Consider the following 24,434-nt stretch of genomic DNA (forward strand, 5'->3'; position numbering starts at 1 on the left):
AGCGGCCTTCGGGCGGCGGCCGGGCCATTCGGCGCGTGGGTTCGCGGCGCGGCCGATCTCACTCCACGAGGGTCTGGCGCAGCCACTGCTCCACGCCGGCGATGTGCACCGTCGCGGCGGCGCGGGCCACGTCGGGCTGCCTGGCGGTCAGCGCGTGGAGGATCGCGCGGTGCTCGGCCAGCGTCCGCTCCGCCACGCCCTCCTGCGTGATGCCCCGCCACGTCCGGGCCCGCTGCGTGCGCCCGGACAGGCTCTCCAGCAGCGAAGCCAGCACCGGGTTCCCGCAACCGCCGGCGATGCGCCGGTGGAACTCCAGATCGTTTTCCACCAGCTGGTCCACCGTCGGCCGGTCGCCCAGTGAGTCGAGCAGCTTCGCGAGGTCCTCCAGGTCGGCGTCGGGCATCTGCCGCGCCGCCATCTCGGTGACCGCGGGCTCGATGACGCGCCGGGCCTCGAGGAACTGCAGCACGGTGTCGTCGCGGTGGAAGTCGACCACGAACCCCATCGCGTCCATCAGCAGCGACGGCTCCAGGCTCGTCACGTAGGTGCCGTCGCCGCGGCGGACGTCCAGCACGTGGATGAGCGACAGCGCGCGCACCGCCTCGCGCAGCGAGTTGCGCGACAGGCCGAGGCGGTCGGCGAGATCGGCCTCCCGGGGCAGGCGGTCGCCGGGGCGCAGCTCGCCGTCCACGATCATCTGCTTGATCGCCTCGATGGCGTCGTCGGTGACGGACATGCCGCTCAGCGTTCCGTCTCGGACAGCTGCCCGGCCAGGCTCCAGAGCAGCGGCAGGCCGTCGTCGGCGCCGGAGTAGTCGTCCGGCGTGGCGTGCAGCGGGCCGACGGTCTCCTGCCAGCGCACGTTCGCCGGGTGGTCCCGCAGGGCGTGCCGCATCCGCCGGTAGTCCTCGACGTCGACGAGGTGGAACAGGTGCGTGCCGTCGCGCCAGATCCGCCAGTTGCGGACGCCGCTGCCGACGAGCGCGGCCACCACATCGGAGGGGATGGACCGGTGCACGGCCTCGTAGTCCAGCTCCGAACCCGGCTTCAACTCCGTGTGCAGCGCGATCTCCGGCATGCCCGCTCCCTGTCTGTCATGTAGGGGCAGGATACATCGGATCTTTCGCCGGTTCGTGCACCCGCAGCACGCCTGGCCGCGCGGCCACCAGGCCGCACACGAGTTCGGGCACCACCAGCCCGAGCAGCAACCAGATCGAGGCGTGCCAGCCGCCGGTGAGGGTGTGCAGCAGGCCGAACGTCAGCGGCCCGGACGCGGCGAGGAGGTACCCGCCGGACTGGGCCATGCCGGACAGCCGCGCGGTGGTCGCGGCGTCCGGGGAGCGGAGGTTGAGCAGCGTCAGGGCGAGCGGGAACGCGCTGCCCGTGGCGATGCCGAAGATCGTGGTCCACACCCAGCCGGCGCCCGGCGCGAGCAGCAGTCCGCCGAGCCCGATCACCATCAGCGCGGCGACCGCGAGCACGAGCGGCCGCTGGTCCCGCATCCGGGCGGCGACGACCGGCACGACGAACCCGAGCGGGATGCCGATGACGATGATGACCGAGTTCATCGTCCCGGCGGTGGCGGCCGGGACCCCGTGCTCACGCATGATCTGCGGCAGCCAGGAGGTCAGCGTGTAGAACATCAGCGACGCCATGCCCATGAACACCATCACCGACCAGGCCAGCGGCGAGCGCAGCAGCGACAGCTCCCCGCGCTGCGGGGCGGACGCGGGTCCAGCGGCGGGGCGTCGCGCGAGCGGGCCCCACGCCAGCGCCGCGACCAGCGCGGGCACCGCCCACACGACCAGCGCCAGCCGCCAGCCGCCGGCCTGCTCCAGCGGCACGGCCAGCCCGGCCGCCGCGGCGCCGCTGACCGACATGAGCATCATCGCCAGGCCGGTGAGTGATCCCGCGCGGGTGGGGTAGACGCGTTTGATGACCGCCGGCACCAGCACGTTGCCCGTCGCGATCCCGGCGCCGGCCAGCACGGTGCCGGCGAACAACGCGCCCTTGCCGGGGATCGCGCGCAGCAGGAGCCCGGTCGTGAGGACCAGCAGTGCCACGGTGATCGCCGCCTCCGTACCGATCCGGCGGGCCAGCGCGGGGGCGAGCGCGGAGAACAGGCCCACGCACAGCTCCGGCAGCGTGGTGAGCACGCTGAGCTCGACGCCGGACAGCCCGAACACGCCCTGCAGCTCGCCCAGGACCGGCGGGACACCGGTGATGGCCGCCCGCAGGTTGAGGGTCAGCAGCACCAGGCTGACCAGCGCCCACGCCGCCTTCACGGCCGCGACCGGGAGGACCAGCGGGCGAGCGCGGCGGCGACGGCGGTCACCACCACGGTCTCGGCGAGCAACGACAGCCACACGGTGATCATCGGGACACCTCCTGGTTCCAGCGTGCGTCGCCGAACCGGGTAGGTCCAGGTTGCGTTTCCGGACATGACCGTGAAGAATCAGCTACATGATCGACCTGCGGAGGCTTCACGTGCTGCGCGCCGTGGACCACTACGGCACGGTGCGGGCGGCGGCGGAGGCCCTGCACTTCACCCCGTCGGCGGCCTCCCAGCAGATCCGCCAGCTGGGTCGCGAACTCGGCGTCACCCTGCTCGAACCGCAGGGCCGCCGGGTGCGGCTCACGCCCGCGGCGCAGCGGCTGCTGGCGCACGCGGACGAGATCCAGGCCCGCTGGGAGCTGGCCGAACGGGACCTGCGCGCCGACGACGACGAACCCGCCGGGCTCCTGCGGCTGGCCGGGTTCCCGGTCGCGGTCACCACGCTGCTCGCCCCGGCCGCCGCGGCGCTGGTGACGCGCCACCCCCGGCTGACGCCGCGGATCAGCGAGGCCGAGGCCGGGGAGTGCTTCGACCTGCTGTTCACCGGCGACGCCGACCTGGCCCTGGTGGAGGCCAAGCCGGACGAGCCGCCGCGCGACCGCGCCCGGTTCGACCAGCGGCCGCTGCTGGACGACCCGTTCGACCTGCTGGTCCCGGCCGGGCACCGGCTCGCCGGCCGCGAGCGGGTGGACCTGGCCGAGGCCGCCGGCGAGCCGTGGATCGTGCCGAGCACGCCGTGCACGTGCCGCACGCACGTGCTGTCCGCCTGCGGCGCGGCCGGCTTCACGCCGGAGGTGGCCCACGACGCGGTGAACTGGGACGTCACCATCGCACTGGTGGCGCACGGATTGGGCGTGGCGCTGGTGCCCCGGCTGGCCCGGGTGCCGTCGAGCGCCGCGGTGGCCCGGGTGGCGTGCGAGGGCGAGCCGCGGCGCAAGATCCTCACGGTGACCCGCCCGGGCGGTCGCGCACGCCCCGCGGTGGCCGCGGCGCTGGCGGAACTGGAGCGGGTGGTGCCCGCGATGCTGGCGGTGTGAGCGCGGCCAGCGGGCTCTGCCCCGTGGTTCGGGGTGGACGGCGCCCCGCGGCGGTCCGTGCCTGACTGGCGGCCCGGCCGCGAGCGCCGGGGTGGCCCGGTGGCGTGCGAGGGCGAGCCGCGGCGCAAGATCCTCACGGTGACCCGCCCGGGCGGGCGCGCACGCCCCGCGGTGGCCGCCGCGCTGGCGGAACTGGAGCGGGTGGTGCCCGCGATGCTGGCGTGTGAGCGGAGTTGCGGCGGCGGGCTGCCCCTGGCGCGGCCGGCTGCCGGTCAGTTCGCGCCCCGCCGCGGGGCGCCGTCCACCCCAAACCACGTGAGCGCCGCGGGCGGGCTCAGCTGTCCAGCGCGGGCAGGTGCTGCGGCAGCCCGATGAGCGGGGCGAGCGGATCCCCCAGCTCCGCGACCCGATCCAGGACCGTGCGCACGGTCCAGCGGTCCGGGCGCAGGTCCGGGTCGTCGAGCTCGTCCCAGGTGATGGGAACCGACACCGGCGCGCCCGGGGCCGGGCGCGGGCTGAACGGCGCGACCAGCGTCTTGTTGATCGCGTTCTGCGTGTAGTCCAGGCGCGCCAGCCCACCGCGCTCGTTCTTGTACCACCGCCAGCTGACCAGGTCGGGCAGCACGCGCCCGACCACCCGGGACAGCGCCTCGACCCAGGCGCGAGTGTCGCCGAAGCTGTAGCCGGGCGCGATGGGTACCCAGACCTGGATGCCGCGCCGCCCGGTGACCTTCGGCATGCCCCGCAGGTCCAGGTGCTCCAGCGCGGTGCGGTAGAGCCGGGCGAGTTCGACGATGTCGTCGAAACCGGTGGTCGTGCCCGGGTCGATGTCGATCAGCGCCCAGGTCGGCTGGTGCACGTCGGGCAGCCGCGAGGTCCACGGGTGCAGCTCGACGCCACCGAAGTTCGCCATCCACACCAGCGCGGGCACGCTGTCCAGCACCGCGTAGCACTGCGTCTCACCCGGGTCGGCTTCCGTGTTGTGCCAGCGGGTGAGCCACTCCGGCGCGTGGCTGGGCACCTCCTTGTGCCAGAACCCGGGCCGGTCGACGCCGTCGGGGTAGCGGTGCGCGTTGACCGGGCGCCCCGCGAGGTAGGGCAGCATGAACGGCGCGATCCGCGCGCTGTAGCGGATCAGGTCCCGTTTCGTCACCGGGGGTTCCGCGCCGGTGCCGGGGAACAGCACCTTGTCCAGGTTGGTGAGCTTGAGCCGGCGCCCGGCCACCCTCCCGGTGCCCGACTTGCCGATCTCGTCCAGCGCGGCCAGTTCCTCCGCGGTCGGGGCTTCCCAGCGCGGAGCCAGGGACACCTCCGCTTCGGCGGCCGGCACGCCGCTGCGCCACATCGCTTCCGGCGCGGCGGCGACCTCGTCGTTGGTGCGGCCCGACTTGACCGACCGCGGCAGCTCCTCGGGATCCCACCCCGGCCGGGCGTGGTCGTCGTGCTTGTGGATCAGCAACCACTGCTCCTTGCCCCGCCGGGTGGAGCGGACGAGCGCGAACCGCCCGGCCAGCTTCTCGCCGCCCAGGTCGAAGTGCAGCTCGCCGTCCTCTATCGCCCGCGCCGGATCGGTGCCGTCGGCCGGCTGCCAGGTGCCCCGGTCCCACACGATCACGTCCCCGCCGCCGTACTGGCCCTTCGGGATGACGCCCTCGAAGTCGGCGTACTCCAGCGGGTGGTCCTCGACGTGCACCGCGAGCTGCCGCACCCCCGGATCGAGCGTCGGGCCCTTGGGCACCGCCCAGCTGGCGAGCACCCCGTCGACCTCGAGCCGGAAGTCGTAGTGCAGCCGTCGGGCGCGATGCCGCTGCACGACGAAGCGGCGGCCTGGCTCACCCGCCGCCGAGCCGGCGGGTTCCGCGGTCACCGAGAAGTCGCGCTTGGCCCGGTAGGGGGCGAGCCGGTCCGGTTTCCGACGCGAGGGACTCACCCCGCCCGGTTACCCACCGCGGCGCCGGGTCAGTCGGGGCGGTGGGACTTCTCCGGCCAGGAGGGCCACTCCTCGAACGCCCAGCACCGGCCGTCCGCGGCGAAGCGATGATCCACAGGTGCCGCGGTGGCCCATCAGGAACCCGGTGCGCTGAGCGGCCAGCCCCGCGCGAGGGCCTACCGCGGCGTCTCCTGGCGTGGGAGCCGCACCTGCGGCGTCCGGCGCTCGAACGCCGCCACCGCCCGGGCGGCGCTCTCCGCCGCGGCGCGCAGGTCGTCGGCGGCTGCCGCGGCCTGGTCCAGCTCCACGCAGACCGGGGTCTGCCGGATGGCCCGCTCACGCGTCTGCTCCCGGCGCAACCCGTCGAGCAGCGCCGTCAGCACGGCCGCGGTCTCGGCGACCGTCGCGAGGGTCGCGCGCAACGACTCCGGGTCCCGCCCGGCACCCGGCGGCCCGCCGTCCCCGTACACCGGGAACCACGGCTCGCGCTCGGCGCGCGTCCGGCTCCCGGTGGTTTCACTGGCTGGCTCGTGGGAAACGGTGGTCAACGTCGTGCGCCTCCTCCGGTAACGCCCGCAACCGGATCCGGACCACGCGCTCCACAGTGGACACGGAACGCGAATTCCTTTCGGGACGGTCCGGGTGGCACCGCCGAGGTCTGGAGCGGTGGCCCGCGCCGCGCTCGGAAAAGCCGTCTGCCCTCGAACTTCTCCCGCGGCTGAGCCGACACTATGTCCTCGTCCCGGAAGAGTCCAGCCCCAGGGCGCCCCCTGGTCGCATGGCGCGCGCCGCCGCCTTGATCGCGGCCTGGATCGCCCCGGGGTGGTGCGCGACCGTCCGCCTACCCCGCGCCCGCGCGCTGGTACACCCTCCGCCCGGCGAACCACGTCTGTTCCGCCCGCGTGCCCGCCAACCGGTCCGCGGGCACGGCGAACGGGTCGCGGTCGAGCACCACGAAATCGGCCGACTTGCCCGGCTCGAGCGAGCCGGTCACGTCGTCCACGCCCATCGCGCGCGCCGCGTCCAGCGTGTACGCCCGCAGGGCCTCCTCGAGGGTCAGGGCCTGCTCCGGCCACAACCGGCCGGGGTGGGTGCCAGTCGGGTCGGCACGCGTCACCAGCCCCTGGATCCCCGGCCACGGGTCCGGCGAGGGCACCACTGGCCAGTCCGAACCCCCGGCCACCAGCACCCCGGCATCCACCAGGTCCCGGTTCGGGTGCAGCCGCTCCGCCCGCTCCCGCGGCACGCACGCGCAGATCGCGTCGAAGATGACCCCCGGGAACCACAGCGCGGGCGACAGGTCCGCGACGACCCCCAGCTCGGCCAGCCGCGGCACGTCCTCCTCCGCGACGTACTGCCCGTGCGCGATGTGGAACTTCGCCTCCCCGTACCCGGCGGCCCGCACCGCGGCCACGGCGTCCAGCGTCATCCGCACCGACGCGTCCCCGGTGCAGTGGATCTTCGCCGACATGCCCTGCCCGGCCACCCGCAGCAGCCACCCGGTCAGTTCGTCCGCGCTCATCGTGGTCTCCCCGCGCCAGGACGGGCCGTGCACGTCGTCGGGCAGGTACGGCCGCAGGAACGCGGCGGTCTTCGACGTCGGCACCCCGTCCAGGAAGATCTTGACGAAGTCCGGCCGGTGCCGGCTGCCGCGGTAGTCCTCCCGGACGTCGATCAGGTCCTGCCCGAGCGGGTGCGTGCCGAAGATCTTGTCGTTGACCTGCAACGACGTAACCACCCACGCGTCCAGCCGCCCGGTGTCCTCCAGATGCTCGAGCGCCCGCAGCATCGGCAGCGACGCGGCGGCGTCCTGGAACGCGGTGACCCCGAACGAGTGCAGGATCTCGATGGCCCGCAGGCACGCCCGCGCATCCTGCTCCACAGTGGACGGCGCCGAGGCCGCATAGGCCCGCTCGACCGGGATCAGGGCGGACTCGATCAGCAGCCCGGTGCCGGCGGAGATCCCGGCGAGCGCCAGCGCCGCCGAGGACACCCACCGGTTGTGGCAGCTGTCGTCGCGCAGCAGCACCGGCCGTCCGCCGGCCGCCTCGTCGAGCGCGGCCAGCGCTTCCGGGGTGGACAGTTCCGGGATCAGCGTGCTGCCCCAGCCGCCGCCGACCACCCACGCGTCCGGCGGCAGCTCCGCCGACCAGGCCCGGATGGCGGTCAGCAGGCCGGGCAGGTCCTCGGTGCCGTCGAACCGCAGCTCGAACAAATCGGCCCGCCCGGCGGTCAGGTGGTGGTTGTGCACGTCGGCGAGCGCGGGCATCAGGAACGCGCCGCCGTGGTCGACGACCTCGCCCTCGAACCGCGAGACCAGCTCCTCGTCACCGACGGCGGTGATCACCCCGTCGGTGACGACGAGGACGGAGGCGCGCGGCCGCGCCGGGTCGAGCGTGTGGATGCGGGCGTTGCGGTGCACCTGGACGGACATCGGGTTCCTCCACTCAGTCGCAGCAGTGCGCGCCGCGGGTCTTGGGCACGTCGAGGGCGGGGTTGCGGTCGAAGAACCCGACCGGCTTGAGCGTGAACCCGGTGTGGTCGACCGGCATGATCGGCCAGTCCTCCGGGCGCGGGAAATGAGTGAGCCCGAAGGTGTGCCACACGACGAGGTCCTGTCCGTCGATGTCCCGGTCCTCCGCCACGTACGCGGGCAGCCCGGCGCCACCGGGGTGCTGGTTGACGAAGTCTCCGGCGGCGTAGCGCTGCGCAGGGTCGTAGCGGGTGACCCACAGGTGCTTGGTGGCGAAGGTGGCGCGGCGGTGGATCGAGGACTCCGCGTCGGCGAGCAACTCGGGATTGCCCTCGGGGATCAGCGCGTAGGCGACCGGGTCGCCGAGCCGGTTGCGGGACTCCGGATTGGTGATGTGCCAGACCCGGCCCCGCCGGGTGTCGGCGAGCCGCTGCGCCTCCGACTCGCGCCGCAGCGGGGTCCGCCGGTGGGTGAAGGCGTTGCCGCGCGGGTTGTCCGGCCCGATCGGCACCCGCTCGACCTCGACCTCCTCCACCAGGTTCGCCGGCCCGTCCACGGCCATGTCCAGGCGGGCGCTGAACAGGTGCTGGTGGTAGGGCGCCCCCAGGCCCGGGGCGAGTTCGGAGGCGTAGGGGTAGCCCTTGCCGGGGTAGGCCGAGGTGAACACGACGCCGGTGGCCTTGACCTCGCACTCGATGGTGCCGTCGAGGTAGAGGTACCAGTAGAAGCCGTAGTCGTAGTTGCCGACCGTGGTGAAGAACGAGATCACCATGCGCCGCTGACGGCGGGTCTCGGACGAGCCGGCCCACAGGTCGGTGTGCTTCCAGAGGATGCCGTAGTCCTCTTCGTGCAGGCAGATCGCGTTGGGCAGCACGCGCGGGTGGCCGAGCTCGTCGGCGATCACCGCGTCCAGGTAGGTGATCTCGCCGAGGCAGTCGCAGCCGAGTTCGAGCGCGTTGGCGTAGCGGCCGATGAGGTACTCGCCGGTGTCGAAGTAGTTCTGCCACGAGCGGATGGGGGAGGGGTCGGCGTAGGGCACGACCATCTCCGAGATCGAGGCGCGGTGCACGATCGGCCGGTCCCGGTCGCCGTCGCGGAACGAGATCTCGTGCAGGACAAGGCCTTCGCGCGCGTCGAACCCGATGCGCAGCGACCAGTTCTCCCACCTCAGCAGGTTCCCGTCGAGGGTGAAGCTGGGGCCTTCGGGCTGGGTGATCTCCAGCGGCTTCTGCGAGGTCCGCGGCGGTCCGGTGACGGCGGGGTCGTCGAAGTTGCCCGGTTCGGCGGGGACGGGGACCGGGCCGAGGTCGATCACCCGGGTGACCTCCCGCGCCAGGACGTCGACGAACCCGACGAGCCCGTCGACCGGATGCGCCCATGCGTGGTCGGCCGGGTGTTCCTGGACGAACGCCAGGCCGCGCAGGATGCGCCGCCCGGTCTCCTCCGGGTAGCCGAACACCCCGGCCGACAGCGGCGCCACCCGCACCTTCGTCACGTCCAGGTCGCGGGCGGCCAGCGCGGCCAGCCACCGCTCGTCCTTCGCCAGCACCTCCTCGACCAGGGCGAACTCCTCGTCCAGCACCGGCAGCTGCCCGTCCACGGCGGGGTCGAGCGCGCGCTGCGCGAGCACGGTCTCCGCGGTGAGCGACACCAGCACGTCCCGGCCACCGGTGACGTCGTGCAGGAGGACCCGCACCACGCGATCGGGGCGGACGGTCTCCTTGGCGGGTTCTTCGAGCCCCAGGTAGACGACCCGGGCGGTGTCGGGGAACAGGCCGGCGCCGGTGAGGACCCGGCGGGCGGTGGTGATCTCGCCGGCGGTGAGCGGGGCGAGCGGGTGGGCCGGAGGCATCGTCGGACTCCTTTTTTTCTCCACGTGTAGACGAAAGCGTGAGGCATCGTCGCCGCGAGCGCAAGAGGCCGTTACCGTGAACGCATGCCGAAGCAGGTGGACCACGACGAGCGGCGCGCGGAGATCGCCGGCGCGGCGTGGCGCGTCATCGCCGAACGGGGCATCGACGCGGCCACCATGCGGGCCATCGCCGAGGAGATGGGCATGGCCAACGGCGCGCTCAAGCACTACTTCCCGGGCAAGAACGCCCTCATCCGCACCGCGTTCACCCGCGTCGTCGACAACACCGACGCCCGCGTCCGGGACCGGCTCGGCGACGCGACAGGCCTGGCGGCCCTGCGCGTGTTCTGCCACGAGGTCATGCCGGTCGAGGACGTCACGCGGCTGGAGGCCCGGGTCGTGCTGCCGTTCTGGCAGCGCGCCCTCGCCGACGCCGAGCTGGAGGCGGTCTACGACGCGGCGATGGCCGCCTGGCGGGAGCGGATCGGCGGGTTCCTGCGCGACGCCCGCGCCGCGGGCGAGATCCGCACCGCCGTCCCGGACGAGGTGATCGTCGAGCAGCTGCTCGCCATGCTCAACGGCGTGCAGGCCCTGGCGCTGCTCAGCCCGGGCACCACCACGCCGGAGCTGCAACGGCGGATGATCGAGGCGTTCCTGGACGGCCTGGCGGAATAGGGGAATTCTTCAGCCGGCGCAGGGATACACCCATTGTCGCCCGAACCCGCCCGTAGTTAGCGTTCCCGGAACGCTGACGAGGAAATCACGGGAGGCGTTCGTGCCGTCGAGCGAAGACTTGTTGCCCGGAGAACGGAAATCCTACGCCTACCAGTGGTACGTGGTGGCGGTGTGCATGGTCGCCTACGTGTTCTCCTTCGTCGACCGGCAGATCCTGTCGCTGATGATCGAGCCGATCAAGCGTGACCTGCACCTGTCCGACACCCAGTTCAGCCTGCTCAACGGGCTGGCCTTCTCCCTGCTGTACTCGGTGATGGGCCTGCCCATCGCGATACTGGCGGACAAGCGCTCCCGCCCGCTGATCATCTCGATCGGGGTCGCGTTCTGGAGCCTGGCCACCGCCGCCTCCGGGCTGGCGAAGGGATTCGTGCACCTGTTCTGCGCGCGGATCGGCGTCGGGGTCGGCGAAGCCGCGCTTTCCCCGGCCGCGTATTCCATGTTCAGCGACATGTTCCCGAAAAGCAAACTCGGGCGCGCCTACGGAATCTATTCGCTGGGCTCGTTCATCGGCGGCGCCGCCGCGTTCGTCATCGGCGGCTACGTCATCAACCTGCTCAAGTCGGTCGACACCGTCACGCTGCCGCTGATCGGCGAGGTGCGGGCGTGGCAGCTGACGTTCCTGATCGTCGGGCTGCCCGGGATCGTCCTGGCCGTGCTGGTCTTCCTCACCGTGCGCGACCCGCGGCGCCGCGGCCTGCAGCGCGACGCCGACGGCGGCGTGCGCAAGGTCGCGCTGCGTCACGTGTTCGCGTTCCTGTGGCGGCACCGGCGCACGTTCACCGCGCACTACCTGGGGTTCTCGCTCTACGCGCTGGTGCTGCTCGGGATGATGGCCTGGACCCCGGCGTTCTACATCCGCGCCTTCGGCCTGACCTCCACCCAGGCCGGCTACCTGCTCGGCGTGGTGGTGCTGGTCGCCAACGGCAGCGGCGTGCTCTTCGGCGGCTGGCTGGTCGACCTGCTCGCCCGGCGCGGACACCCCGACGCCGCGATGCGGGCCGGGGTGATCGGCGCGCTGGGCATGATCGTCCCGGTGGTCGTGTTCACCCAGGCCGGTCAGCTGTGGCTGTCGCTGGTGCTGCTGGCCGTGGCGATGTTCTTCGCCTCCTTCCCGATGCCGGCCTCCACCGCCGCGATGCAGGTGCTCAGCCCCAACCAGATGCGGGCCCAGGTGTCGGCGATCTTCCTGCTGATCTCGAACCTGATCGCGCTCGCGCTGGGCACCACCCTCGTCGCGCTGGTCACCGACCGGGTCTTCGGCGACCCGAAGATGGTCGGCTCGTCACTGTCCATTGTCTACGGCCTCGCCTCCGTGGCGACCGTGCTGCTGCTGTGGCGCGGGTGCCGGCACTTCCGGCACAGCCTCGCGGCCGAGCGGGAGACCGGGGAACGCGCCGCACAACCGGAAGGAGTCAGCTAGATGAGGATCGCAGTGCTGGGCGGTGGACACGGCTGCTGGGCCGCGGCGGCCGAACTGGCCGAGACCGGGCACGACGTGCGGTGGTGGCGCCGTGATGCCGCCGCCCACCAGGCCCTCCGCGCGGCCGGGGCGATCACCGTCCGCGATCACCGCGGCACCCGGCAGGTGCGGGTGGGCGAGCTGGTCACCGACCTCGCCGCAGCCGTGCGCGACGCCGAGCTGATCGTCATCCCGCTGCCCGCCACCACCCACCCCGACCTGGCCGCCCGGCTCGCCCCGCTGCTCACCGACGGTCACGTGGTGTTCCTGCCGCCGGGCACGCTCGGCTCGGTGCTGTTCGGCAAGGCGCTGGCCGACGCGGGCAACCCAGCCGACGTGGCGTTCGCCGAGACCGGCACGCTGCCGTACCTCGCCCGCCGGCACGGGGACACCGAGGTCGTGATCAGCGGTTACGCGACCCGGCTGCCCACCGGCGTGTTCCCGGCGCGCCTGGCCGGCAAGGCGTTCGACGTGCTGCGCGCGGCCTACCCCAGCGTCGAGGAGAGCGAGGACGGCCTCAGCGGGGCGCTGATGAACGCCGGACCGGTGATCCACCCGCCGCTGATCCTGATGAACGCCGGGCCGCTGGAGCACTTCGACGCCTGGGACATCCACAACGAGGGCACCCAGCCCGCGATCCGGCGGGTCACCGACGCGCTGGACGCCGAACGGATCGCGCTGCGCGAGGCGCTGGGCTACGGCGCGCCGCACTTCCCGCTGGCCGACCACTACGCCACCGACGGCGACGAGTGGATGTACGGCCGGGCGGCGCACGAAAAGCTCACCGACAGTGGCGACTGGCGGGAGAAGATCGACCTGCTCACGCACCGCTACATGCTGGAGGACACCCGGCTGGGCCTGTCGCTGCTGGTGTCGGCCGGCCGCTGGGCCGGGGTGCCGACACCGGTCGCGGCCGGACTGCTGAGCCTCGCTTCCGCGGTCACCGGGCGCGATCTCTACGCCGAGGGCCGCACCCTGGAGAGCCTCGGGCTGGCCGGGCTGTCCCGGCCGGAGCTGGGCCGCCTGCTGCGGGAGGGGTACACCTCGTGAGCGAGCCGATCGCCGTGGTGGGAGCCGGCCGCATGGGGGAGGGCATCGCGCTCACCTGCCTCGCGGCCGGTTTTCCCGTCGTGCTGGCCGATGTGAAGGACCGCACCGAGGAGGACCGGCGTGCCTACGCCGACCGGCTCCGCGCCCGGCTCGGGGCCGGGGTGACCGTGTGCGGGCGGGAGCCGGGCGCGCTGGCCGGTGCCTCGGTGGTGTTCGAAGCCGTGCCGGAGGTCCTGGAGATCAAGCGCGACGTCCTGGCCTGGGTCTGCGCCGAGGTCGCCGGGGACGCGGTGATCGCCTCGACCACGTCGACGTTCCTGGTCACCGAGATCGCCGAGCTGGTCGACCGGCCGGAGCGGGCGGTCAACGCGCACTGGCTCAACCCCGCCGACGTGATGCCGCTGGTCGAGGTCAGCCGGAGCGACGGCACCGACCCGGCGGCGGTCACCCGGCTGACCGGGCTGCTGGAGCGCCTCGGCAAGATGCCGGTGGTGTGCGGGCCCGCGGCGGGCTACATCGTGCCGCGCCTGCAGGCGCTGGTGATGAACGAAGCGGCCCGCATGGTCGAGGAAGGCGTGGCGAGCGCGAGCGACATCGACCTGGCCGTGCGGGCCGGGCTCGGCCCACGGTTCACGGTGCTCGGGCCGCTGGAGTTCATCGACTGGGGCGGCGGTGACATCCTCTACTACGCCTCCCGCTACCTGGCCGCCCAGCTCGGCGACCGGTTCCGGCACCCGGACGTGATCGAGGAAAACATGACGGCCGGCCGCCGCGGCCAGCGCGACGGCGCCGGGTTCTACACCTACGACCCCGACCGGGTCGCCGGGTACCGGGCGGCGCGGATGCGTGAGTTCGCCGAACTGTTCCGCCTGCGCGAACCGGAACTGCGGGCCGGCACCCCGGTGCCGGCCCGCAGGCCGTCAGGACGCCAGGGCCACGGCGGCGCCGGACCGTCGGCGGTGCACCACCGCGACTGCGAGCCCGAGGACGAACACGGCCACGACGGACGCCAGTAACCCGGCCGCGGTCGCGGCCGAACCGCCGGTGAGCGTCCGGAAGTTGTCGACCAGCAGGACGATCCCGGCCAGGATCAGGATCGCCGCCAGTGCCGGGGAGACCGTGGTGTGCCAGACCGGTTCCCCGCGCCGGTCCCGCCGGAACCAGACCAGCACCGAGACGCTGGTCAGCACGTAGAGCACCAGCAGCCCGACCACCGACACCCCGCCGAACCACGAGAACAGCGTCAGCACCGGATCCAGGCCGCCCACGGCGAACGGGACCACCAGCGCGGCCGCGATTCCCGTCGACGCCAGGCCCGCGACGTACGGGGAACCGTGCCGGTTGGTCCAGGCCAGCCGCCGCGGCAGGATCGCGTTCTCCGCCAGCGAGTGCAGGTACCGGTTGATGGCGTTGTGGAAGGCGAGGATCCCGGCCAGCAACGAGGTCGCGAGGATGATGCCGACCGCGTGCGCCGCCCAGCCACCCAGCGTCGCCTGGATCGCGCCCGCCACCAGCGTGCTCGCCTCACCCGCGCCGACCGCCTGCCCGGCGGCGTCCACAACGGACCCGGCGCCGTAGAAGCTGACGACCATCCAGGACACGAAGGCGAAGAACCCCGCCACGACCGCCACCGCGAGGTAGGTGGCGCGGGGGATGGTGCGCCGCGGATCGCGGGCCTCCGGCGCGTACAGGGCCGTCGACTCGAAGCCGAACATCGACGCGACGGCGAAGGTGAAGGCGACGCCGGGCGCGCCGGAGGCGATCGCCGACGGGCCGAAGGTCGCGGAGAACCCGAGGCCCTGCGGCCCGCCGCCGCGGACGAGCGTGATCACCGCGAACACCAGCAGGATGCCCATCTCCAGCGCGACCAGGCAGGCCAGGGCGCGGGCGCCGATCTCGATGTTCAGCCACGCCCAGGCCATGACGAGCACCATGGTCACCAGGGCGCACGCCCACCACGGGACCGAGATCCCGGCGTAGGCCGCCAGCAGGCCCGACACGGTCGCGCCGTAGAGGCCGTACATGGCGGCCTGCACGGTGCAGTAGGCGAGCAGGGCGACGAAGGCCGACGCCGTGCCGGTCGCCGCGCCGAGGCCGCGGCCGATGTAGGTGTAGAAGGCGCCGCCGTCGGTCACGTGCCTGCTCATCGTGATGTAGCCGGCGGCGAACACCGCCATCACGATTCCGACGAGCAGGAACGTGGCCGGGGCGGCGGGCCCGTTGCCGAGGGCGATGGCGATCGGCAGCGCGCCCGCGATCCCGGTGAGCGGGGACTGGGCCGACAGGACGAAGAAGACGATCGCGGCGACGCCGAGCGAGCCCCGGCGCAGCGCGGTGGAGGGGAGAGACATCGTTGTCCTTCCGGTGGGTTACAGCGGGGAGGCGGCGGCCTCGGGCATGTGCCCGGCGGTGATCTCGACACCGGAAAGGGCGCCCGCGAACGCGGTGAACTCCGGGATGTCGCCGGCGCCGGCGTTGGCCCGCTCGGCCGCCTCCTGCGTACGGTAGATCCAGACGTCGGTCCACGAGCCGTCCTCGCCGCGGCTCAGCGCGGGCACGGACAGCAGGTCCGGATGGGCTGTGCGGACGGCCAGGATCGCGGCCGACCGCAGCGCCACGAGACGGTCCTCGGGCAGGGCCGTGCGGTAGCGGACGAACTCGACGAAGTAGGACATGGTTGTTCTTCCTTCCGGTGTGGACGGTTCAGCGGGTGAGCAGCCGCCGGGCGACGGTCAGGCCGGTTTCGATGGCGCCGTCGATGAATCCGGCCCAGCCGGTCGCGTAGCCGCTGCCGGCGAAGTGGAGACCGTCGTGCGGCCGGCGGAATTGGTCGAGCGCGCGGAGCTGGCCGGGGGCGAGCATCGGCCAGGTCTCCCCGGCGTACTCGTCGGCGACCCAGTCGTGCCCGTCGGCCGCGACGACCTCGAGATCGGGCCGCCACAGCGCGAGCGCCTTGGCCACCGCCTCGGTGTCGTCCGGCCGCAGCGCGGCGGCGCGCGGGCCGAACGCGACCAGCAGGGTGTCACCGTCCACGGCGTACTCGGTCTGGCCGAACGTCAGCGGCGAGTCCGGGCCGGCAAACACGACGAACGGGTCTACCTCACCGCGCAGGCGGATCCACGTCTTCATCCCCTTCGAAGCCTGTCCGGCCCGGGCGGCGTCCCGCAGGACCGCGGGCAGGCCGGGCTCGAACTCGATCGAGGAGAGGATGTTCTGGGGCAGGGTCACCACGACGTCGCCGGCTTCGAAGGTCTCGCCCGACGCGGTCTCCACCGCCATCCCGGTGGCCGTGCGGCGGACCTTCGTGACGACCGTGCCGAAACGGATGTCGGCGTCCGCGTCGGCCGCGATGGCCTCGGCCAGTGCCGCGGTGCCGTCGGCGAACTTGACGCTCGCGCAGGTCTCGAACATCAGCGGCCAGCTGCCCGAGGCCGCCGCGCACCACCGGAGGGCCTGGGTGAGCGCGCCGTCCTCCGGCGGGCTGTTGAAGTTCAGCGCCCACATGCCCGCCAGGAGTTCGCGGTCGGTCGCCGGCAGCCCGAGGGCCTCGATCCGGTCGGTGACCGACAGCCGGTCGAGCGCGTGCAGCGCGTCCGGATCGGGGCGGCGGAACGGCTCCCACGGCCACTCGAACGCCTCGCGGCTGTCGGCGAGGAACGCCCGCATCCCGGGGTCGAACAGGGCGAACAACTCCTCGGCGGTGCCTTCGCGAGCCTGCCCGCCCACGTGCCAGTAGGCCCTGGCGGGAACCGGGCTGCGGGTCAGCCGGAGTGAGTAGCGGGTGATCTCGGCCCACACGTGCGGCTGTGTCCAGTGCACCCAGGTGCCGCCGAGGTCCAGCTTCCGGCCCAGGCGGTCGGTGGTCCAGGTGCGGCCGCCGATGCGGTCGCGGGCCTCCAGGACGGTGACCGCGGTGCCGCGGTGGGTCAGTTCGCGCGCGGCCGTGAGGCCCGCGAACCCGGCTCCGATCACGACGACGTCGGCGCGTTCAGGCATGGGAAATCCCTTCGATGTGCTGGGCAGATCGAATGCGGAAGAACTGGTGGACGGGCGCCGCGGCCGGAGGGTGTCCGTCGCCCGCGGCGGTGTGCCCACTGTGACCCGGCCGGCCAAATTAGTCAAGTGGATAATTTGGGCGCCCGGTACCATCGCGACGGTGACGAGACAGACGGGCGGGCGGACGCGGCCGCACGGCACGGGCCGGGAGGCGCTGCTGGAGGCGGCCGTGCGGGTCGTGGCCCGCCAGGGCCTCCGGCAGCTCACCTACCGGTCCGTCGCGAAGGAGGCCGGCGTCAACCACGGGCTGGTGACCCACTACTTCGGCAGCATCGACGAACTGACCGCCCAGGCCCTGCGCCGGTCCCTGGACAGCAGCGTGCCGTCGGTGACCCCCGAGCCCGGCTCCGGCCGTCTCGACCTGCTCGCCGACGGCCTCGCCGACTTCGTGGCCGAAGAGCCGGAGACCCAGGCGTTCCAGTACGAGCTGGCGCTGGAGTCTCGGCGCCGGGCCGAGCTGGCGCCGCAGGTCCGCGCGCTCTACGACAGCTACCGCGCGGCGATCCGCACCGAGCTGGCCGCGGCCGGACTGGACGACGAAGACCTGGCCGCGCTGGTGTTCGCCGCCCTGGACGGCCTGGTGTTCCAGCAGATCTGCGGTGTCAACGCAGTGCCGACCGAGCGGGTCCTCGATGCCCTGCGCCAGGTGCTCACGCGGCTGCGGCCGGACGCCGGCTGAGCCTCACCGGCTCGGCTCCGGGACGGCGGTGCGGCGGCTCGCCCGGCTAGCGCGCACCGGCGCGGTTTCGGGCAGGCAGAGCAGGCACACCAGCGACAGCACCAGCAGCGCGGCCAGGTAGAAGCCCACGTTGTGCGCGTCCCCGGTGCCGGCGATGATCCGGTTCGCGATCATCGGCGAGATGCCGCCGCCCAGCACCGCTCCGACGTGGTAGCCCACGCCCACCCCGGACTGGCGCTGCTCGCGCGGGAACAGCTCGCTGAAGAACGTGTACATCGGTCCGAAGAGGACACCGGTGGCGCAGAACCCGAGGATCACCGCGGTGTTGACGGCGGCGACCGTGCCCGCCGAGCTGAGCGGGAACATCACCAGCGCGGAGGTCAGCGACAGCACGGCACCGGCCAGCATCACCGGCTTGCGGCCGACCCGGTCGGACAGCCACGCGGCGCCCACGTTGCACAACGCGTGGCAGACCAGGGCGATCATCGAGCCGTTGACGATCGGCTGCCGAGGCAGCCCGAGGCCCTCCGGGGCGCGGGCCGTGGCGTAGGACAGCATGAACGTCGCCAGCGCGAACGTGCTGGCGGTGAGCCCGATGTTGACGCCCGCGACCAGGGCGAGCCGCCGCCAGTTCGTCTTCACCACCGCCAGCAGCGGGGCCTTCTCCCGCGCGCCCTCCTGTTCGGCCATCCGCCGGAACTCCGGGCTCTCGGCGACGCCCTTGCGGATCCACAGGCCGACGACGAGCACCAGGCCGCCGGCGAGGAAGGGGATCCGCCAGCCCCAGCCCAGGACCGCGCCGTCGGGGAGCAGCAGCACCAGGGTGAAGGCGAGGTTGGCCAGGATCGTGCCGACGGGCGAACCGATCGCCACGAACGACCCGTACAGGCCGCGGCGGCGCTGCGGCGCGTGTTCGATCGCCAGCACGGCGGCGCTGGAGTTCTCGCCGCCGCGCGCCAGGCCGTGGCACAACCGCAGCAACACCAGCATGACCGGCGCGGCGACACCGACGGCCGCGTAGGTGGGCAGCACGCCCATCCCCAGCGTCGCCAGGCCCATCAGGACGAACGCGCCGAACAGCGCGGTCTTGCGGCCGCGCCGGTCGCCGAGCCAGCCGAAGACGGCGCCGCCGAGCGGGGCGGCCACGAAGCCGATCGCGAACGTCGCCAGGCTCATGAACGTGCCGAACCACGCGTCGCCGGTGGCGAAGAACACCTGGCCGAACACCAGGGCGGCCGCGGTTCCGTAGATCTGGAAGTCGTACAGCTCGAGCGAGGTGCCGACCGCGGCGGCCACGCCGATGCGTGGCAGGCTGGGCCGGGCGGGATCCGGTGTGGTCATGGACCGTCCTCATCGTCCGTGGTGGTTCCCGCTACGGTAGGAAAACGTCGGCCGTGCCTCCCAGTCGCAAATCCCGCAGCCGCGTAGGGAAAACCTGCAGCACGCTTGACAAGCTCGGAGCCGGTGACTGAGGGTGTTGGGCATCGCGCCTTCTGCTGCGGAGAAGGAGAACTCTGTTGACCGACGCGGCTTTGGAAGCACTCGCCCGGCGGGTGGCGGTCCTCGAGGCCGAGGCCGACATCCGGCGGCTACAAGCTCGTTACATGTTCCTGTGCGACACGCCGCTGCCCGAGTACGGGGTCGCCGGTGACGCGGAACGCATCGAGCTGATCCTCCAGCTCTACACCGAGGACGCGGTGTGGGAGGGCGTCGGCGAGTACTACGACGGCCAGTTCGGCCGGGCCGAGGGCAAGGCGGCCATCCGCGCGCACTTCGAGCGGTTCTGGGGCGAGAAGCGGGATCCGGCGCTGCTGCTCAACGCGCACTACCTGACCTCGGAGCAGATCCACGTGCACGGCGACACCGCCGACGGGCAGTGGATCCACATGCAGCCGTGGCTGTTCTCCGACGGCTCGGCCCTGTTGCGGTCCAGCCGCCTCAACAACACCTTCCGCCGGGACGAGGGGGTCTGGCGGATCACCCGGACCCGCACCGAGAACGTGTTCGTGGCGCCGCTGCCGGACCACTTCGCCAGCGCCCACCCGTCGGCGTCGGTGCTGCTGAAGCCATGACGGGCGAAGCGGTGGTGCACATCGTCGACGACGACGAGGGGCTGCGGCAGTCGCTGGCGTTCCTGCTGGAGAGCGTGGGGATCCAGGCGCTGACCTACCCGGACGCGCCGGCGTTCCTGGCGGAGTTCGACCCGGACGAGCCGGCGGTGGTGATCGTCGATGTGCGGATGCCGGGCATGAGCGGGTTCCAGCTGCAGGAGGAGCTGACCGCGCGCGGCTACCCGGCGCCGGTGGTGTTCTGCTCGGCGCACGGTGACATCCCGATGTCGGTGCGCGCGCTCACCCGCGGCGCGGTGGACTTCCTGGAGAAACCCTACGAACCGCAGCGGATCCTGGAGGTGGTGCAGCGCCAGCAGCAGGACGCGTGCCGCCGCTTCGCGCGCGACGCCGCGCGGCGGGCCGTGCAGCAGCGGTTGAGCCAGCTGACCCAGCGGGAACGCGAGGTGCTGCGGCTGGTGGTGGAGGGGGTTTCCAGCCAGATGGCGGCCAACCGCCTGGGCACCAGCGTGAAGACGATCGACGTGCACCGGGCCCGCATCAAGGCGAAAACCGGAGCGGACAGCCTGGGCGCCCTGGTGCACGACATCCTCACCCACCGGGTGACGGTGTAGTAGTTAGCTGGCGCGCGATCGGGTGGCTCCCGCGCGGGGGCCACCCGAGGGCGGCGCCTCCTGGGTGGACGGGGGCGGTCAGCGCTTGCTGTGGCGGGGAGCAGCCCAGCGCGGCGCGTCCTGGGTGGACGGGGGCGATCGTCGCTTGCCGTGGCGGCTCAGGCGCCGGGTCGCCGGGTCGAACTCACCCGGCCAGGGCGCGTTCCGCTGGCCGGCGGCGGATCAGCTGGCGCCCGAGGGCAAGCCGCGCCTGCGCTCGGGCGGCGGATCACCGCGTCATCGGCTACAACTCACCAGCCAGGGCGCGTTCCACCCAGCAGCCCGTGGCCGGTCGCGCGGTTTCCTGCCGCGCGTGGCTGATCAGGTGCCCGGCGCCTGCCAGGGCCGGCTCACGGGCGGGGGGAGCCCTAGGGACGGCGCGTCCTGGGTGGACGGGCGCGATCAGCGCTTGCCGTGGCGGCTCACGCGCTGAGTCTCCGGGTGGACTCACGGGGCCACGGCGCGTCCCGCTGGCCGGCGGCTCACGCACCGCGTCCTCGACTGGAACTCATCCGGCCAGGGCGCGCTCCACCCAGCAGCCCGTCGCCAGCAGGGCCGTTTCCTGTCGCGCCCGGCCGATCAGCTGCAGCCCCAGCGGCAGGCCGTCCTTCGTGGACAGGCCGGGCACCGCCAGCTGCGGGACTCCCAGTGCCTGCCACGGGCGGCTCAGCACCGGGTCGCCCGTCGCGGTCAGGCCGGCCGGTGCGGGGCCCGGCGCCGCGGGGCCCAGGATCGCGTCGCAGGACCGCAATAGCTCCGACACCACCCCACCCGCCGAGCGCACCACCTCCCGCGCCCGCCGGTAATCCGCCTCCGGGGTGCGCGCGCCGGTGCGCAGCAGCGTCGCCAGTGGCGCGCTCAGCTCGTCGGCCCGCGCCAGCTCGGCCGCCCGCTCCCGGGCCGCCTCGTAGGCCATCACCACCGGGTGCGCGGCCGTCACCTCCGCGATCAGCCGCTCGTCCGGGAACGCCTCCACCACCGCCCCGGCCGCGACCAGCCGCTCGCGCGCCTCCGCCAGCGCCTCCCGCATCTCCGGGCCCGCCGTCCCGGTCCACAGCAGCAGCCGCGGCGGAACCAGCGGCGCGGCACCCGCGTCCGGCTCGCCCGTCAGCGCCGCGAACGCCAGCGCCAGATCCGCCACCCCCGCCGTGTAGAAGCCGTGGCTGTCCAGGCTCGGGCTCAGCCCGGTCACCCCGTCGACCGGGAACCGGCCGTGGCTGAGCACCAGCGCCGCGACCCCGCAGAACGCCGCCGGCCGGATCACCGAACCCGCGGTCTGCGAACCCAGCGCCAGCGGCACCTGACCCGCGGCGACGGCGGCCGCCGACCCGCTCGACGACCCGCCCGGCGAGTGGCCCGGCGCGCTCGGGTTGTCCGTCGGCCCGGGGGAGAAGAACGCGAACTCGGTGGTCACGGTCTTGCCCACCGGCACCGCCCCCGTCCGTCGCCACGCGGTGACGATCGCGGCATCGGCCTGCGCGGGCGGGGCGCCGGCGCGCAGACTGGACCCGCACCGCGTGGGCAGGCCGGCGACGTCGATGATGTCCTTCACCCCGAGCGGCACCCCTCCGAGCGGACCGGACACGGTCAACGACGGCGCCTCCGCGAACTCCACCCACGCCCGCAGCCTCGGCTCGGTTTCCGCGATGCGCTCCCGCGACCGCCGCAGCGCCCCGTCGGTCGAACCGGTCACCAGCTCCCGCAGCGACCACGGCGCCCTCACGCGTCCTCCCAGGCGGCCTCGGCGACCCAGTAGTCCATGCCGCTCTCGCTCACCCCGTGCCGCCACTCCGAGATCCGGCGCAGCGTCGGCTCGACCCGCGCGGTGACGGCGTCGGCCGCCTCCGGGCCGTCCTCGGGCACCTGCCAGTGCACCCAGTTCAGCTCGCGGCCCTCGGCGTCGTGCACGAACAGGTCCACGTGCCGCCAGCCGTAGCCGTGCGTGTCGGTGTAGCAGGTCAACGTCATCCGTTCCATGCGCGCTCTCCTAGGCCGCCGTGGTGCCGAGGCTGTGGAACCGGCGCCGGAAGTACACCAGCGCCGCCGGGTCGTCCCCGGTGAGCACGGTGTCCACCTCGACGAACAGCACCGAATGCGACCCCGACGCCTGCTCGCCCACGATGGTGCCGACCACCGACGCGCACGCCCCGGTGAGCACCGGGACCCCGTGGGTCGCCAGGTCCCACCGCCCGTCGGTGAACCGCTCGGCGGTGGGCACCCCGGTGGCGCCGGCGAAGTGCAGCGCCAGGTCCTCCTGGCCGGCGCCGAGCACGTTCACCGCCAGCCGGCCGTTGCCGACCAGGATGTCGTGCGAACGGGCGGTGCGGTTGACGCAGACCAGCACCGTTGGCGGCGAGTCGGTCACCGAACACGCCGCGCTCACGGTCAGGCCGGCGCGGCCCCGCGGGCCGTCGGTGGTGATGACGGTGACCGCCGCGGACAGGGTGGCCATCGCGGCGCGGAACTCGGTCTGCCGCCGGGTCAGCTCGGGCACGATTCCTCCAAACGATCGCCGGACGAGTTGACCGTACGCGCGCGCCGGGGCGGCCGGGAATTGCGACTTCTTCCGCTGCCGCTAAGGGTTTTCCTTACGTCTCGGCGAGCGGCAGCGCGAACCCGAACCGGGACCCGCCGCCCTCGCGCGGCTCGGCCCAGATGCGGCCATGCTGGCGCGTGATGATCCGGTGCGACAGCGCCAGCCCGATCCCGCTGCCGTGCTCCTTGGAGGTGAACGACTCGGCGAACGGGTCGCGCGGCAGCCCGCGTCCCCGGTCGTCGACGGTCAGCACGCCCTCGCCGCCCTCGGCGCGTGTGGTCAGCACGATCTCGCGGCGCTCCGGGTCGCAGGCGGCCACCTCGTCGATCGCGTTGAAGCAGAAGTTGAGCACCACCTGCCCGGTCAACACCCGTTCGCACCGCACCGGCACCGGACCCGGATGCTCGCGCACCACCACCTCGACCCCCGCCGCGTCCGCCCGCAGCCGCACGAAGTACAGGCACTCGGTGACGATGTCGCCGAGATCGGCCACCTGCCGCACGTGTTCCAGGTGCCCGACGAACGCACGCAGGGCGGCGACGATCGCGCTCGCCCGGTCGATCTGCCGGACCGCGCTGTCGATGCCGAAGGTCACGTGCTTCGCCGCGGCCTCGCCCGCGGCCGCCAGCGAGGCCGCGTGGCGGGCGGCGCCGCCCAGGAAGTTGCCCGCCGCCGCGAGCGGCTGGCCCAGCTCGTGCGCGATCGCCATCGCCATGTCGCCCATCGCGTGGTACCGGGCCAGGTAGTTCTCCTGCTGCAGCTCGCGTTCCCGGCGCAGGTCGGCCCGCACGCGCCCGGACACGTCGTGCAGGATCATCAGCAGCGCGTCCCCACCGGTCTCCTGCAGCAGTTCCAGGCTGCCCTCCAGCCACACCGGCTCCTCCGCCGCGGCGACCGCGAGCTGCACCGTGGTCACCGGATCGGCGCGCTCCAGCACCTCCGCCCAGGACACCGGACGGCCGGCCAGCCGCAGCGTGCCGTAGCGCTCCAGCGGGCCGAGCGGCTGCCCGCTGTCCGCGCCGATCACCTCCAGCGCGGTGTCGGTGGCGAACCGGAGCGTTCCGGCGCGGTCCAGCATCAACGCGATCGTCGAGGTGCGGTGCGCCAGCGCGTCCATGTAGGACGCGGTCCGCCGCAGCTCCTGCTCGACCTCCTGCTCGCGTTCGATGTCGCGGAACTGCACCATGACCGCGGTGCCCTGCGCGAGTTCGACGCGGATCGCGATCGCCTCGGTCGGGATCACCCGGCCGGTGCGCGAGCGGTAGTGCCACTCGATGCTGTTGGTGCCCTTCTCCACCGCCTCCTGCAGCCACGCCCGCCCGATCACGCGGTCGTACTGGCGGGCCGTGCTGCTCATGTGGTGCGCCTTGAGCGGCCGCAGCTCGGCCACGCTCCACTCGAGCATCTCGCACGCGGCGGGGTTGGCCCACAGGATGTTCTTCGTCGCGGCGTCGTGCACCAGCACGCACATGCGGCTGGCGTTGAGCATCGCCACGAAGTCCTCGGTGACCAGTTCGGGCGCGCGGGGATCCACCTGCATCCCGCCAGCGTAGGCCGGGCGTGCCGGCGCC

Annotated in this window: 23 protein-coding genes; 8 read left to right on the forward strand and 15 right to left on the reverse strand. The window is 73.2% G+C overall.

Annotated elements, in window-relative coordinates; all coding sequences use genetic code 11:
- Positions 1 to 58 precede the first annotated feature (58 nt).
- Genes IE290_RS02690 through IE290_RS02700 form a run of 3 tightly spaced genes read right to left on the reverse strand, consistent with a single transcriptional unit; the run spans position 59 to position 2,284 of the window.
- Positions 59 to 736: a FadR/GntR family transcriptional regulator gene (locus IE290_RS02690; RefSeq protein ID WP_191242877.1), complete on the reverse strand. Its 678-nt coding sequence runs from the start codon at positions 734 to 736 to the stop codon at positions 59 to 61.
- A gap of 5 nt (positions 737 to 741) precedes the next feature.
- On the reverse strand, positions 742 to 1,077 hold the full coding sequence (locus IE290_RS02695; RefSeq protein WP_191242878.1) for an L-rhamnose mutarotase: 336 nt from the start codon (positions 1,075 to 1,077) through the stop codon (positions 742 to 744).
- Between the two features lie 16 nt (positions 1,078 to 1,093).
- Complete coding sequence (locus IE290_RS02700; RefSeq protein WP_191242879.1) at positions 1,094 to 2,284, reverse strand: CynX/NimT family MFS transporter; 1,191 nt, start codon at positions 2,282 to 2,284, stop codon at positions 1,094 to 1,096.
- Between the two features lie 178 nt (positions 2,285 to 2,462).
- Here IE290_RS02700 and IE290_RS02705 point away from each other — a divergent pair, with 178 nt between their 5' ends.
- Positions 2,463 to 3,371, forward strand: a complete 909-nt coding sequence (locus IE290_RS02705) for a LysR family transcriptional regulator (protein WP_191242880.1) — start codon at positions 2,463 to 2,465, stop codon at positions 3,369 to 3,371.
- Positions 3,372 to 3,705: 334 nt separating this feature from the next.
- Here IE290_RS02705 and IE290_RS02710 read toward each other — a convergent pair whose 3' ends face one another.
- The 4 genes from IE290_RS02710 to IE290_RS02725 form a co-directional block, all read right to left on the reverse strand.
- Positions 3,706 to 5,301, reverse strand: a complete 1,596-nt coding sequence (locus IE290_RS02710) for a non-homologous end-joining DNA ligase LigD (RefSeq protein WP_191242881.1) — start codon at positions 5,299 to 5,301, stop codon at positions 3,706 to 3,708.
- Positions 5,302 to 5,477: 176 nt separating this feature from the next.
- A complete protein-coding gene (locus IE290_RS02715; protein ID WP_191242882.1) occupies positions 5,478 to 5,849 on the reverse strand; it encodes a hypothetical protein in 372 nt (123 codons plus the stop codon).
- Positions 5,850 to 6,142: 293 nt separating this feature from the next.
- The gene (locus IE290_RS02720; protein WP_191242883.1) at positions 6,143 to 7,735 is read right to left on the reverse strand and encodes an amidohydrolase; all 1,593 of its coding nucleotides are present in this window, start codon (positions 7,733 to 7,735) and stop codon (positions 6,143 to 6,145) included.
- Between the two features lie 13 nt (positions 7,736 to 7,748).
- Positions 7,749 to 9,626, reverse strand: a complete 1,878-nt coding sequence (locus IE290_RS02725) for a primary-amine oxidase (RefSeq protein ID WP_191242884.1) — start codon at positions 9,624 to 9,626, stop codon at positions 7,749 to 7,751.
- 84 nt (positions 9,627 to 9,710) lie between these two features.
- Here IE290_RS02725 and IE290_RS02730 point away from each other — a divergent pair, with 84 nt between their 5' ends.
- From IE290_RS02730 to IE290_RS02745, 4 genes are all read left to right on the forward strand, one after another.
- Positions 9,711 to 10,301 (forward strand): TetR/AcrR family transcriptional regulator, encoded by a 591-nt coding sequence (locus tag IE290_RS02730; protein ID WP_191242885.1) that lies wholly within the window; start codon positions 9,711 to 9,713, stop codon positions 10,299 to 10,301.
- A 100-nt stretch (positions 10,302 to 10,401) separates the two neighbouring features.
- Positions 10,402 to 11,781, forward strand: coding sequence for a spinster family MFS transporter (locus tag IE290_RS02735; protein ID WP_191242886.1), 1,380 nt, complete (start codon positions 10,402 to 10,404; stop codon positions 11,779 to 11,781).
- Positions 11,782 to 12,870 carry an NAD/NADP-dependent octopine/nopaline dehydrogenase family protein gene (locus tag IE290_RS02740; RefSeq protein WP_191242887.1) on the forward strand — a complete coding sequence of 363 codons (1,089 nt, stop codon included), beginning with the start codon at positions 11,782 to 11,784 and terminating at the stop codon, positions 12,868 to 12,870.
- On the forward strand, positions 12,867 to 13,886 hold the full coding sequence (locus IE290_RS02745; protein WP_191242888.1) for a 3-hydroxyacyl-CoA dehydrogenase NAD-binding domain-containing protein: 1,020 nt from the start codon (positions 12,867 to 12,869) through the stop codon (positions 13,884 to 13,886). Before IE290_RS02740 ends, IE290_RS02745 begins: the two co-directional genes overlap by 4 nt.
- On the opposite strand, the gene IE290_RS02750 is transcribed toward IE290_RS02745, so the two are convergent.
- The 3 genes from IE290_RS02750 to IE290_RS02760 are packed head-to-tail and all read right to left on the reverse strand — an operon-like array spanning position 13,791 to position 16,866.
- Positions 13,791 to 15,221, reverse strand: coding sequence for an APC family permease (locus IE290_RS02750; RefSeq protein WP_191242889.1), 1,431 nt, complete (start codon positions 15,219 to 15,221; stop codon positions 13,791 to 13,793). The two genes, IE290_RS02745 and IE290_RS02750, sit on opposite strands and share 96 nt — an antisense overlap.
- An 18-nt stretch (positions 15,222 to 15,239) precedes the next feature.
- A complete protein-coding gene (locus tag IE290_RS02755; RefSeq protein ID WP_191242890.1) occupies positions 15,240 to 15,545 on the reverse strand; it encodes a hypothetical protein in 306 nt (101 codons plus the stop codon).
- 28 nt (positions 15,546 to 15,573) lie between these two features.
- Positions 15,574 to 16,866 carry a flavin monoamine oxidase family protein gene (locus IE290_RS02760; protein ID WP_191242891.1) on the reverse strand — a complete coding sequence of 431 codons (1,293 nt, stop codon included), beginning with the start codon at positions 16,864 to 16,866 and terminating at the stop codon, positions 15,574 to 15,576.
- Positions 16,867 to 17,026: 160 nt separating this feature from the next.
- Here IE290_RS02760 and IE290_RS02765 point away from each other — a divergent pair, with 160 nt between their 5' ends.
- Positions 17,027 to 17,605, forward strand: coding sequence for a TetR/AcrR family transcriptional regulator (locus IE290_RS02765; protein ID WP_229874073.1), 579 nt, complete (start codon positions 17,027 to 17,029; stop codon positions 17,603 to 17,605).
- Positions 17,606 to 17,608: 3 nt separating this feature from the next.
- Here IE290_RS02765 and IE290_RS02770 read toward each other — a convergent pair whose 3' ends face one another.
- Positions 17,609 to 18,946, reverse strand: coding sequence for an MFS transporter (locus tag IE290_RS02770; protein WP_191242893.1), 1,338 nt, complete (start codon positions 18,944 to 18,946; stop codon positions 17,609 to 17,611).
- 176 nt (positions 18,947 to 19,122) lie between these two features.
- Between IE290_RS02770 and IE290_RS02775 the strand changes: the two genes are divergently transcribed.
- Positions 19,123 to 19,677 carry a nuclear transport factor 2 family protein gene (locus tag IE290_RS02775; protein WP_191242894.1) on the forward strand — a complete coding sequence of 185 codons (555 nt, stop codon included), beginning with the start codon at positions 19,123 to 19,125 and terminating at the stop codon, positions 19,675 to 19,677.
- Positions 19,674 to 20,288 carry a response regulator transcription factor gene (locus IE290_RS02780; RefSeq protein WP_191242895.1) on the forward strand — a complete coding sequence of 205 codons (615 nt, stop codon included), beginning with the start codon at positions 19,674 to 19,676 and terminating at the stop codon, positions 20,286 to 20,288. The genes IE290_RS02775 and IE290_RS02780 overlap by 4 nt, the downstream gene beginning before the upstream one ends.
- A 547-nt stretch (positions 20,289 to 20,835) precedes the next feature.
- Here IE290_RS02780 and IE290_RS02785 read toward each other — a convergent pair.
- From IE290_RS02785 to IE290_RS02800, 4 genes are all read right to left on the reverse strand, one after another.
- Positions 20,836 to 22,050 carry an amidase family protein gene (locus tag IE290_RS02785; protein WP_229874076.1) on the reverse strand — a complete coding sequence of 405 codons (1,215 nt, stop codon included), beginning with the start codon at positions 22,048 to 22,050 and terminating at the stop codon, positions 20,836 to 20,838.
- Positions 22,047 to 22,304 carry a hypothetical protein gene (locus IE290_RS02790; protein ID WP_191242896.1) on the reverse strand — a complete coding sequence of 86 codons (258 nt, stop codon included), beginning with the start codon at positions 22,302 to 22,304 and terminating at the stop codon, positions 22,047 to 22,049. Before IE290_RS02790 ends, IE290_RS02785 begins: the two co-directional genes overlap by 4 nt.
- A 10-nt stretch (positions 22,305 to 22,314) precedes the next feature.
- Complete coding sequence (locus tag IE290_RS02795) at positions 22,315 to 22,821, reverse strand: flavin reductase (protein WP_191242897.1); 507 nt, start codon at positions 22,819 to 22,821, stop codon at positions 22,315 to 22,317.
- Positions 22,822 to 22,915: 94 nt separating this feature from the next.
- Positions 22,916 to 24,403 carry an ATP-binding protein gene (locus IE290_RS02800; protein WP_191242898.1) on the reverse strand — a complete coding sequence of 496 codons (1,488 nt, stop codon included), beginning with the start codon at positions 24,401 to 24,403 and terminating at the stop codon, positions 22,916 to 22,918.
- Positions 24,404 to 24,434 lie beyond the last annotated feature (31 nt).

It is taken from the genome of Amycolatopsis deserti, assembly GCF_014653945.1.
Lineage (GTDB): Bacteria > Actinomycetota > Actinomycetes > Mycobacteriales > Pseudonocardiaceae > Amycolatopsis_E > Amycolatopsis_E deserti.

What these genes read in the sequence shown, in the direction of transcription:
- IE290_RS02690 (WP_191242877.1), bottom strand. Translation starts at nt 736, where the DNA reads ATGTCCGTCACCGACGACGCCATCGAGGCGATCAAGCAGATGATCGTG.
- IE290_RS02695 (WP_191242878.1), bottom strand. Translation starts at nt 1,077, where the DNA reads ATGCCGGAGATCGCGCTGCACACGGAGTTGAAGCCGGGTTCGGAGCTG.
- IE290_RS02705 (WP_191242880.1), top strand. Translation starts at nt 2,463, where the DNA reads ATGATCGACCTGCGGAGGCTTCACGTGCTGCGCGCCGTGGACCACTAC.
- IE290_RS02720 (WP_191242883.1), bottom strand. Translation starts at nt 7,735, where the DNA reads ATGTCCGTCCAGGTGCACCGCAACGCCCGCATCCACACGCTCGACCCG.
- IE290_RS02725 (WP_191242884.1), bottom strand. Translation starts at nt 9,626, where the DNA reads ATGCCTCCGGCCCACCCGCTCGCCCCGCTCACCGCCGGCGAGATCACC.
- IE290_RS02730 (WP_191242885.1), top strand. Translation starts at nt 9,711, where the DNA reads ATGCCGAAGCAGGTGGACCACGACGAGCGGCGCGCGGAGATCGCCGGC.
- IE290_RS02740 (WP_191242887.1), top strand. Translation starts at nt 11,782, where the DNA reads ATGAGGATCGCAGTGCTGGGCGGTGGACACGGCTGCTGGGCCGCGGCG.
- IE290_RS02750 (WP_191242889.1), bottom strand. Translation starts at nt 15,221, where the DNA reads ATGTCTCTCCCCTCCACCGCGCTGCGCCGGGGCTCGCTCGGCGTCGCC.
- IE290_RS02755 (WP_191242890.1), bottom strand. Translation starts at nt 15,545, where the DNA reads ATGTCCTACTTCGTCGAGTTCGTCCGCTACCGCACGGCCCTGCCCGAG.
- IE290_RS02760 (WP_191242891.1), bottom strand. Translation starts at nt 16,866, where the DNA reads ATGCCTGAACGCGCCGACGTCGTCGTGATCGGAGCCGGGTTCGCGGGC.
- IE290_RS02770 (WP_191242893.1), bottom strand. Translation starts at nt 18,946, where the DNA reads ATGACCACACCGGATCCCGCCCGGCCCAGCCTGCCACGCATCGGCGTG.
- IE290_RS02780 (WP_191242895.1), top strand. Translation starts at nt 19,674, where the DNA reads ATGACGGGCGAAGCGGTGGTGCACATCGTCGACGACGACGAGGGGCTG.
- IE290_RS02790 (WP_191242896.1), bottom strand. Translation starts at nt 22,304, where the DNA reads ATGGAACGGATGACGTTGACCTGCTACACCGACACGCACGGCTACGGC.
- IE290_RS02800 (WP_191242898.1), bottom strand. Translation starts at nt 24,403, where the DNA reads ATGCAGGTGGATCCCCGCGCGCCCGAACTGGTCACCGAGGACTTCGTG.